At 61.0% G+C, this 10,137-nt stretch carries 8 protein-coding genes; 6 read left to right on the top strand and 2 right to left on the bottom strand.

The genetic code is table 11. The features are described 5' to 3' along the window. The first annotated feature begins 39 nt into the window (after window positions 1-39). Together ATY29_RS15730 and ATY29_RS37190 are read left to right on the top strand one after the other, a co-directional pair. Window positions 40-1,209, top strand: coding sequence for an alpha-D-ribose 1-methylphosphonate 5-triphosphate diphosphatase (locus ATY29_RS15730; protein WP_003574115.1), 1,170 nt, complete (start codon window positions 40-42; stop codon window positions 1,207-1,209). A gap of 302 nt (window positions 1,210-1,511) precedes the next feature. Then, the gene (locus ATY29_RS37190) at window positions 1,512-2,225 is read left to right on the top strand and encodes a hypothetical protein (protein ID WP_193550360.1); all 714 of its coding nucleotides are present in this window, start codon (window positions 1,512-1,514) and stop codon (window positions 2,223-2,225) included. Window positions 2,226-2,302: 77 nt separating this feature from the next. On the opposite strand, the gene purN is transcribed toward ATY29_RS37190, so the two are convergent. Both purN and purM read right to left on the bottom strand, forming a co-directional pair. Next, window positions 2,303-2,974: a phosphoribosylglycinamide formyltransferase gene (gene purN, locus ATY29_RS15745; protein WP_097536845.1), complete on the bottom strand. Its 672-nt coding sequence runs from the start codon at window positions 2,972-2,974 to the stop codon at window positions 2,303-2,305. After that, window positions 2,971-4,044, bottom strand: coding sequence for a phosphoribosylformylglycinamidine cyclo-ligase (gene purM / locus ATY29_RS15750; protein WP_097536846.1), 1,074 nt, complete (start codon window positions 4,042-4,044; stop codon window positions 2,971-2,973). Before purM ends, purN begins: the two co-directional genes overlap by 4 nt. Before the next feature lie 245 nt (window positions 4,045-4,289). On the opposite strand from purM, the gene ATY29_RS15755 reads away from it, so the two are divergent. From ATY29_RS15755 to ppx, 4 genes are all read left to right on the top strand, one after another. Continuing rightward, window positions 4,290-5,414, top strand: coding sequence for an AI-2E family transporter (locus ATY29_RS15755; protein ID WP_025415821.1), 1,125 nt, complete (start codon window positions 4,290-4,292; stop codon window positions 5,412-5,414). Then, a complete protein-coding gene (gene hdaA, locus ATY29_RS15760; protein WP_097536847.1) occupies window positions 5,407-6,120 on the top strand; it encodes a DnaA regulatory inactivator HdaA in 714 nt (237 codons plus the stop codon). The genes ATY29_RS15755 and hdaA overlap by 8 nt, the downstream gene beginning before the upstream one ends. A gap of 62 nt (window positions 6,121-6,182) precedes the next feature. Further along, complete coding sequence (locus tag ATY29_RS15765; protein WP_003578402.1) at window positions 6,183-8,387, top strand: RNA degradosome polyphosphate kinase; 2,205 nt, start codon at window positions 6,183-6,185, stop codon at window positions 8,385-8,387. A gap of 12 nt (window positions 8,388-8,399) precedes the next feature. Beyond that, entirely contained in the window at window positions 8,400-9,920 is a 1,521-nt protein-coding gene (ppx, locus tag ATY29_RS15770) for an exopolyphosphatase (protein ID WP_003574103.1), read from the top strand. Window positions 9,921-10,137: the final 217 nt, after the last annotated feature.

Raw genomic sequence — 10,137 nt, forward strand, 5'->3', positions numbered from 1 at the left:
TGCGGTCTGTCAATCATCGATGCGGTTAGGAGAAAGCCCATGTGGCTCAGCAATTTCACCCTCGTTCTCCCAAACGAGGTGGTGAGTGAAGGTTCCGTGCGTGTTGAGGATGGCGTCATCGCCGAGATCCGGCCCGAGCCAGTAGCGGCTGCGACCATTGATGGCGGCGGACGGCTGCTGATGCCCGGATTCGTCGATCTCCACGGCGACATGATCGAGCGCGAGATCGCGCCGCGGCCGAATGCGACGATGCCGATCGATTTCGGCATCCACGAACTCGACAAGAAACTTGCCGCCGCCGGCGTCACCACGGCCTTCGCCGCCGTCTCTTTCGCCACCGAAAGCGTCTACGGCCACGTCCGCTCGCTGGAGACGACTGCGGCGGTGATCGAGGGCATCAACCGCCTGCGCGACGACCTGCTGATCGACCACCGCGTCCACGCCCGCTACGAAATCACCAATGTCGGCGCTGCTCCGGCGCTCGAGCGCCTACTGAATGCCAACCAGATCGACATGGTCTCGCTCACCGACCACACGCCGGGGCAGGGCCAGTACAACAACCTGCAAAGCTACATCCTCAGCATTTCCGAGCGCCGGGCCATCTCCGAGGAAATGGCCGCCGAAATCGTCGCCAAGCGCATCGCCATGCGCAGCAATCCCGAGATCGAAGCCAAGCTCAAAGACATCGTCGCGCTGTCGCTGAAGCACAAGCTGTCGCTCGCCTCGCATGATGATGACAGCGTCGAGAAAGTCGCCGAAATGCACGATCTCGGCGTCACCATCAGCGAGTTTCCGGTGACCGCAGCTGCAGCCGAAGAGGCGCGCCGCCGCGGCCTCTGGACGCTGATGGGCGCGCCGAACGCGCTGCGCGGCCAGTCGATGTCGGGCAATCTCAGCGCCCTCGATGCCGCCAGAGCCGGCCTCTTGAGCATCATCGCCGCCGATTATCATCCGGCCGCCTTCGTGCCCGGCATCTTCAAGCTCGCCGAGATGGTGGAAGGCGGCCTGCCGGCTGCGGTCGCCATGGCGACCGGTAACGCCGCCCGCTCCGCCGGCCTCTCCGACCGCGGTGAGATCGCCCTCGGCCAGCGCGCCGATCTGGTGGCGGTCGAGCCGGGTGACATCAACCGCATCCGCGCCACCTTCCGCGCCGGCCGCTTCGTCTACAGCGACGGCACCCTGCATCCGTTGCGGGCGCTGGCGGCTTAGGTCGAAAAAACGTGATTGTCATCTCAGCAAGCAGCATGCCTTTCATCTTGTGTCGAAGGTGAAGGACTTGGCATGCTTCGGTGGGGCTGACAGTCGACGCTTTCCTAACTAAATTCAGGTCTAAGTTGCGCCAGAGCCGCTTTACTTCCTTGCGGCGCTTATGATGATGTCCACCCGCGAACCGCTATGGCAAATGGAGCAGGCAGATCCGTGGATGTGTGCAAAAAGAGGGCGAACGGTGAAGGTCACGGGTATTTTGGCGGTTGGAAGCTATGCTCCCTTCCGCAATGGGATATTTTCGATTGAGTATCGGACAGCCAATGAAGCGTAGGTCGTTCCTGTCGTCACTGTGCGCATTGCTCATCTCGTCTTGCCAAGGCGAGAGTGCGGCCGTCCGTTTTAAGGTCATTGCTTCCGCGACGGTTGATGGCCGACCGGTCGAAAGTTCATCAGTGATGGAAATCGGCTATTCCAAGGTAACGCACAGCCTGATCGGAAATGGTGGAGCAACACGTCTCTACGGCGAGGCTTTGATTTTCGAACTTGGCGGCAAAGGTACAATTTACATCTTGCCAATTCAGCATGATCCCAACAACAGCCTCACTCAAGTTTACGAGTATGCAGTTCTGACAACCTTGGGCATAAAGAATAGCGTCGGCTCTCTATCTGAAGCAGATTTCGCCGTGCTACGCAGCGCAACTGGGCGGTATCCCTTCAAGCTTAAAACGACGCGACTGCCGGTAATAGTATCGTTCAAGAACGAGAGCGATCCAAAAACCATCTATGAGATTCGGCCGAGCGAGATTGGCCGATACTTTCCAGGTGTTCAGTTTGCAGGCTTAGATTTGGAAATTACGACCGACCGTATCAGCTATAAGTTGCGAAAACGGCTTCCCTGGCTCAACACTACTGTTGAACCAAGAGAGATTTTCCCCCGCGACCCTCCAGGGGTCTCACGCCCCAGAGATGAACTGCCCTTTAGCTATATGATTACGCCAGCGGACTTTTTTGGGTAGCTGACGATAGACATGCTTTCCGCTCCGAAAGGATCGGCTGTGATAGTAGATGGTAACGATATTGCTGTGAAGTTTACTTAAGCGCGGTCACCAATCAGCGAAACCAGCTGGGCCTTGGGCATGGCGGCGGAAGCCTCAGCGCCCACCGCCTTACTGCCTTCCATCGTCACTCGGCCTTCGGCAAACAGCCGCAGCGCCTGCGGATAGATCTGGTGCTCGACGGTGAGCACCCGCGCGGCGAGGCTTTCGGCCGTGTCGCCGGAAAGGATCGGGACCGCCGCCTGGCCGATCGTTGGCCCTTCATCCATGCCTTCGGTGACGAAATGTACCGTGCAGCCGGCGATGCGCATGCCGGCGTCGATGGCGCGCTGATGGGTATGCAGGCCCGGAAACAGCGGCAGCAGGGAAGGGTGGATGTTGAGCATCCGGCCTTCATAACGCTGGATGAAAGTCGGCGTCAGCAGCCGCATGTAGCCTGCGAGGCAGAGAATATCGGGGGAAAGCGTATCGAGGGCGGAAAAGATCGCCGCCTCGTGTGCATCCTTGCTGTCATAATCCTTGCGGGGGAAGGCGAAGGTGGCGATACCCTCGGCGGCCGCCTTGGCAAGCCCGCCGGCATCCGCTTTGTCGGAGACCACGCCGACGATTTCGGCTGGGTAGTCGCTGGCCTTGGCCGCCGCGATCAGCGCCATCATGTTGGAGCCGCTGCCTGATATGAAGACGACGACGCGTTTGCGCGGCGTGCTCATAGGGCAAGCGTGCCCTTGTAGACCGTGCCGGCAGCGCCTTCGTCGCGGGCGATCATCCGGCCGAGGGTAATGACCTTTTCGCCTTCGGCCTCCAGTGCTGCGGAAACCGCGGCGACGTTCTCTTCAGCGACGACGACGATCATGCCGACGCCGCAGTTGAAGGTGCGCAGCATTTCTTTCGCCTCGACGCCGCCGGATTGGGCGAGCCACGAGAAGACCGGCGGAGCCTTGACGGCATCAAGATCGATCTCGGCCGCCAGATGCTTCGGCAGCACGCGCGGAATATTTTCCGGGAAACCGCCGCCGGTGATATGGGCGAGCGCCTTCAGCGCACCTGTCTCGCGGATCGCCTTCAGGAGCGGCTTCACATAGATACGGGTCGGGGTGAGCAGGGCTTCGCCGAGCTTCTTGCCTTCGAGGAACGGTGCCGGCGCATCCCAGCCGAGGCCGGAGAGTTCGACGATCTTGCGCACCAGCGAGAAGCCGTTGGAATGGACGCCGGAGGAGGCGAGGCCGAGGATCACGTCGCCCTCGGCGATATCGCCGGAAGGCAGCAGCCTGCCGCGTTCGGCGGCACCGACGGCAAAGCCGGCGAGATCGTAATCGCCAGAGGAATACATGCCGGGCATTTCAGCCGTCTCGCCGCCGATCAGCGCGCAGCCGGCTTCGCGGCAGCCGGCAGCGATGCCGCCGACGATCGCCGCGCCCTGGTCGGGGTCGAGCTTGCCGGTCGCGAAATAGTCGAGGAAGAACAGCGGCTCGGCGCCCTGCACGACGAGATCGTTGACGCACATGGCGACGAGGTCGATACCGACGGTGTCGTGATAATCGGCATCGATGGCGATCTTCAGCTTGGTGCCGACGCCGTCATTGGCGGCGACCAGAACCGGATCGTTAAAGCCGGCGGCCTTGAGATCGAAGAGCCCGCCGAAGCCGCCGATTTCGCCATCGGCGCCGGGACGGCGGGTCGAGCGCACCGCCGGTTTGATCTTCTCGACAAGGAGGTTGCCGGCATCGATGTCGACGCCCGCATCGCTGTAGGTCAGGCCGTTTTTTCCAGACTGGCTCATGCTGGTCTCCGATGGCTATTTCAGGGCAGACGCGCCGCGTCATCTGCCGGTCGCAATTGCATGACAGGGGCGTTTATGCAAGCGCTGCATGGCAAAAGCCCCCAATTTCCCGCGTCTTCCCCGGGGCCTTTCCGGGATTTGCCGCGACAGGGTTGACCATCTTTGCGCCTGCACCCTATGTGCTGAATGGCTGCGTCGGTTCGGATGCGGCGTTTGGCGGCGGAAAAGCGATCAGCGGGGAAGCGATGCCACAGCAAGTCAGCGGCAACAGTCTCAAGCGTCAGATTTTCTTCTGGCTGATCGTGCTCGTCTTCTTCATCGCCTTTCTCTACGTCTTCAGCTCGATCCTGCTGCCCTTCATCGCCGGCATGGCGATCGCCTATTTCCTCGATCCCGTGGCCGATCGGCTGGAGCGGCTGGGTCTGAGCCGCATGATGGCGACGGTCGGCATCCTCATCGCCTTCGTCATCGTCTTTGCGCTGGCGCTGATGATCCTCATTCCCGTGCTGATCAGCCAGTTCAACGATTTCGCCGAGCGGCTGCCGGGTTATATCAGCCAGCTACAGCAGTTCATCGACAATTCGAAAAACTCGCTGCTGCCCGATTGGGTCAGAAGCCAGGCCGGCACGATCAAGGATAATTTCTCCGGCATCCTCTCCGAAGGCATGGGCTTCTTGACCGGGCTCTTCGCGCAGATCTGGAATTCCGGCAAGGCGATCGTCGACGTCATATCCCTGCTCGTCGTCACCCCCGTCGTCGCTTTCTATATCCTGCTCGATTGGGACCGCATGGTCGCCAAGGTCGATCAGTGGATCCCGCGCGACTATATCAGCGACGTCCGCCAGATCGCCAGCGAGATCGATCAGGCGATCGCCGGCTTTATCCGCGGTCAGGGCTCGCTCTGCCTCATCCTCGGCATTTATTATGCCGCCGGTCTGTCTCTCGTCGGTCTGAATTTCGGCCTGCTGATCGGGCTCTTTGCCGGCATGATCAGTTTCATTCCCTATGTCGGCTCGCTGGTCGGCCTCGTTCTCGCCATCGGCGTGGCGATCGTTCAGTTCTGGCCGGATTATCCCTGGATCGGTCTGGTGCTCGCCGTCTTCTTCAGCGGCCAGTTCCTGGAAGGCAACATTCTGCAGCCGAAGCTCGTCGGCTCCAGCGTCGGCCTGCATCCGGTCTGGCTGATGTTTGCGCTGTTTGCCTTCGGTGCCCTCTTCGGTTTCGTCGGGCTTCTGGTCGCGGTGCCGGCGGCGGCTGCCGTCGGTGTGCTTGTCCGTTTCGCGCTTTCGCGTTACCTTCAGAGTGATCTTTATTTTGGCGGGTCATCCGGTGGCCGCGCCCGGAAGACGAAATCAGTTCCCAATGAATGACGTGAAGAACGCTGATCCGAAGCGCAAGGCCGGAGAGCAGCTGCCGCTGGTCTTTTCGCACGATGCCGCAAGCGGACGTGACGATCTCCTGATCTCGGACCGTCTCGCTGCCGCGGTGTCGATCGTCGATGCCTGGCCCGCATGGCCGTCGCAGGTTGTTGTGCTCGCCGGCCCGGTCGGTTCGGGAAAATCGCATCTGGCCCGCATCTGGCGGGAGTTGAGTGGCGCCGTCGAGATCCATCCGGAACTCGGCTCGGACGCTGCTATTGCCGCCGCCGCCGGCCCGGTTTTATTCGAGGATGCCGATCGCCTCGGTTTCGACGACAATGCGCTGTTTCACGTCATCAACAGCGTGCGCGAAAACGGCACCAGCCTGTTGATGACAAGCCGTCTCTGGCCGATCTCCTGGCCGGTTTTGCTGCCGGATCTGCGCTCCCGCCTGAAAGCTGCCACCGTCGTCGAGATCGGCGAGCCCGACGAGGCGCTGTTGTCGCAGGTGATAGTCAAGCTCTTTGCCGACCGGCAGGTTTATATAGATGACAAACTCGTGCTCTATATCGTCAACCGGATGGAGCGATCGCTGAACGCGGCCCAGATGATCGTCGAAAGGCTTGACCGGCTGGCCCTGTCGCGAGGCACAAAAATCACCCGGTCTCTTGCTGCTGAAGTATTGAATGAATTGGGAAATTCGGAGCCGGCCGATTGACTGTCACAGTTCCGTCGTGAAACTGATATAATTGCCTTCGGCGATTGAGAACGGGGTGGACCATGGATAGCGCAGTCGCAGAACATCAGGAACTTACTCCGGAAACCAACGACAACACTCCCCCGCTGGAAGAGCTGCTCAAGAGCCCCGAGCGCTTCATCAACCGAGAATTCTCCTGGCTGCAATTCAATCGCCGCGTCCTGGAAGAGACTTTGAATACCGAGCATCCGCTGCTCGAGCGCGTCCGCTTCCTGTCGATCTCGGCTGCCAACCTCGATGAATTCTTCATGGTGCGTGTCGCCGGCCTCGAGGGCCAGGTGCGCCAGAACATTGCCATCCGCAGCCCCGACGGCAAGACGCCGGCCGAGCAGCTCGACTCGATCCTGCAGGAGATCGACCATCTGCAGATGGAGCAGCAGGCCTCGCTTGCCGTGCTGCAGCAGTATCTCGCCAAGGAAGACATTCTGATCGTGCGTCCCGGCGCCTTGAGCGATGCCGACCGCCAGTGGCTGGCCGCCGAATTCGAACAGGCAATCTTTCCAGTCTTGACGCCGCTGTCGATCGATCCAGCCCACCCGTTCCCGTTCATTCCGAATCTGGGCTTCTCAATCGGCCTGCAGCTCGTCAGCAAGAACGGCCGCGAGCCAATGACGGCGCTGCTGCGTCTGCCGGTGGCGCTCGATCGTTTCGTCCGTCTGCCGGACGATGGAAACACCATCCGCTACATCACGCTCGAAGATGTCGCCAACGTCTTCATCCACCGGCTCTACCCCGGTTACGAGGTGCAGGGCTCCGGTACGTTCCGCGTCATCCGCGACAGCGATATCGAAGTCGAAGAAGAGGCCGAGGATCTCGTGCGCTTTTTCGAAACGGCGCTGAAGCGCCGCCGCCGTGGAAAGGTCATCCGCATCGAGACCGATTCCGAAATGCCGGCCTCGCTGCGTCAGTTCGTCGTTCAGGCGCTGAATATTCCTGATAATCGCGTCGCCGTTCTGCCGGGCCTTCTGGCGTTGAACACCCTATCGGAGATCACCAAGGCGCCGCGCGACGATCTCAGATTTCTTCCCTACAATGCGCGATTTCCCGAGCGCGTCCGCGAACATGCCGGCGACTGCTTCGCCGCCATCCGCGAAAAGGACATGGTCGTCCATCATCCCTACGAATCCTTCGACGTGGTGGTCCAGTTTCTTCTCCAGGCTGCGCGCGATCCTGACGTCCTGGCAATAAAGCAGACGCTTTACCGCACCTCCAACGATAGCCCGATCGTCCGCGCGTTGATCGACGCCGCCGAAGCCGGCAAGTCGGTGACGGCGCTGGTCGAACTCAAGGCCCGCTTCGATGAAGAGGCGAACATCCGCTGGGCGCGCGATCTCGAGCGCGCCGGCGTGCAGGTTGTCTTCGGCTTCATCGAGCTCAAGACCCACGCCAAGATGTCGATGGTCGTCCGCCGCGAAGAAGGCAAGCTCCGGACCTATTGCCACTTGGGAACCGGCAACTACCACCCGATCACCGCGAAGATCTATACGGACCTGTCCTATTTCACCTGCAATCCGGTCATCGCTCATGACATGGCCAACATCTTCAATTTCATTACCGGTTATGGTGAGCCGGAACAGGGCATGCAGCTTGCAATCTCGCCCTATACAATGCGCCCGCGCATCCTGCGCCACATCGAAGAAGAGATTCAGCACGCCAAGAACGGCGCTCCGGCGGCGATCTGGATGAAGATGAATTCGCTTGTCGATCCTGACATCATCGATGCGCTCTATCGCGCCAGCCATGCCGGCGTCGAGATCGATCTCGTCGTGCGCGGCATCTGCTGCCTGCGTCCGCAGGTGCCCGGTCTCTCGGAGAAGATCCGCGTCAAATCGATCGTCGGCCGCTTCCTCGAGCACAGCCGCATCTTCTGTTTCGGCAACGGCCACGGTCTGCCGTCCGACAAGGCACTGGTTTATATCGGTTCGGCCGACATGATGCCGAGAAACCTCGACCGCCGCGTCGAAACCATGGTCCCACTGACGAACCCGACCGTTCATGAGCAGGTTTTGTCCCAGATTATGCTCGGCAACGTGATTGACAATCAGCAAAGCTACGAGATATTGCCCGACGGTACGTCGCGGCGCATGGAAGTGCGCAGAGGCGAAGAACCGTTCAATGCGCAGCAGTATTTCATGACCAATCCGAGCCTGTCGGGCCGTGGTGAAGCTCTGAAGTCCAGTGCGCCGAAGCTGATCGCCGGCCTGCTCGAAGGCCGCAACAACAAGTAATACTGGACCTAAATGGTTGAATCTGAAGCCCAGGGGCGCCTTCCGGGGATCGCCCCGGTCTCCGTTGTCGACATCGGATCGAATTCCATCCGTCTCGTCGTCTACGAAGGCCTGTCCCGCTCGCCGACCATTCTTTTCAACGAAAAGGTCCTCTGCGGCCTCGGCAAGGGCATTGCCGTCACTGGCAAGATGGATGAAGACAGCGTCGGCCGGGCTCTGGCAGCGCTGCACCGTTTCAAGGCCCTGTCCGACCAGGCGCGGGCCGCCACCATGTATGTGCTGGCGACCGCCGCCGCCCGTGAGGCGAGCAACGGCCCCGATTTCATCCACCAGGCGGAAACCATCCTCGGCCGCAGGATCCGTGTGCTCTCCGGCGAGGAGGAGGCGAAATTCGCCTCGCTCGGCATCATCAGCGGCTTCTTCAATCCCGACGGCATTGCCGGCGACCTCGGCGGCGGCTCGCTGGAGCTGATCGATATCAAGGGCAAGGAGTTCGGCAAGGGCATTACGCTGCCGCTCGGCGGCCTGCGCCTGTCTGAATATACAGGCGGGTCGCTCGCCAAGGCTCGCACCTTTGCCCGCAAGCAGGTGAAGACGGCAAAGTTGCTGTCGAAAGGCGAGGGGCGCACCTTCTACGCCGTCGGCGGCACCTGGCGAAACATCGCCAAGCTGCATATGGAGATGACTCATTATCCGCTGCATATGATGCAGGGTTATGAGGTCTCGCTTGAAGCGATGATGCTGTTCCTCGAACAAGTGGTGACCGCCCGCGATTCCAAGGAGCCGGCGTTGCAGGCCGTTTCCAAGCACCGTCGTTCGCTGCTGCCCTTCGGCGCCGTCGCCATGAAGGAAGTGCTGAGCGCGATGAAGCCGTCGGTGATTTCCTTCTCGGCGCAAGGCGTGCGCGAGGGCTATCTCTATTCGCTGTTGTCGGAGGCCGAGCGCCGCCTCGATCCACTGCTTGCCGCTGCCGGCGAACTGGCGATCCTGCGTGCCCGCTCGCCCGAGCATGCCCGGGAGCTCGCGGAATGGACCGGCCGCATGATGCCCTTGTTCGGCGTCCAGGAAACCGAAGAGGAAAGCCGCTATCGTCAGGCCGCCTGTCTGCTCGCCGATATCAGCTGGCGGGCCCATCCCGACTATCGCGGCCTGCAGGCGCTGAACGTCATCGCCCACTCCTCCTTCGTCGGCATCAGCCATCCCGGCCGCGCCTTCATCGCGCTGACCAATTATTACCGTTTCGAGGGCCTGCACGACGACGGCGCCACCGGCCCGCTGGCGCAGATCGCCACCCCGCAGTTCATCGAACGCGCCAAGCTGCTCGGCGGCATGCTGCGCGTCGTTTACCTCTTCTCGGCCTCGATGCCCGGCATCGTCAAAAGCCTGAGCTTCCGCAAATCCGCGAACCCCGACCTCGACCTCGAATTCGTCGTGCCGCCCGAATACCGCGATTTCGCCGGCGAACGCCTGGACGGCCGCCTGCAGCAACTGTCGAAGCTGACGAATAAGAGGTTGGCGTTTCGATTCGAGTAGGCCGATTTGCGGCCGTTGTCTTGCGCCGCCGCCCCTCCCGCTCTCCCTCATTCCTGTGCTCGTCACAGGAATCCAGCTACCGCGCGTCCGCGTGGTGAATGACTCTTCCCGACAAAGGTAGTTTCCCGCGCCCAAGGACTTGGGCGCCCTGGATTCCTGTGACGAGCACAGGAATTGTCTCTCAAATCTGTGCTTTACTGCAGGGGAAGCTGGGATC

The organism is Rhizobium hidalgonense, from assembly GCF_002914525.1.
GTDB classification, from domain to species: Bacteria; Pseudomonadota; Alphaproteobacteria; order Rhizobiales; family Rhizobiaceae; genus Rhizobium; species Rhizobium hidalgonense.

Bases quoted from the DNA above. Each gene is read 5' to 3' on its own strand.
- ATY29_RS15730 (WP_003574115.1), top strand. From the start codon at position 40: ATGTGGCTCAGCAATTTCACCCTCGTTCTCCCAAACGAGGTGGTGAGT.
- purN (WP_097536845.1), bottom strand. From the start codon at position 2,974: ATGAGCACGCCGCGCAAACGCGTCGTCGTCTTCATATCAGGCAGCGGC.
- purM (WP_097536846.1), bottom strand. From the start codon at position 4,044: ATGAGCCAGTCTGGAAAAAACGGCCTGACCTACAGCGATGCGGGCGTC.
- ATY29_RS15755 (WP_025415821.1), top strand. From the start codon at position 4,290: ATGCCACAGCAAGTCAGCGGCAACAGTCTCAAGCGTCAGATTTTCTTC.
- hdaA (WP_097536847.1), top strand. From the start codon at position 5,407: ATGAATGACGTGAAGAACGCTGATCCGAAGCGCAAGGCCGGAGAGCAG.
- ATY29_RS15765 (WP_003578402.1), top strand. From the start codon at position 6,183: ATGGATAGCGCAGTCGCAGAACATCAGGAACTTACTCCGGAAACCAAC.
- ppx (WP_003574103.1), top strand. From the start codon at position 8,400: ATGGTTGAATCTGAAGCCCAGGGGCGCCTTCCGGGGATCGCCCCGGTC.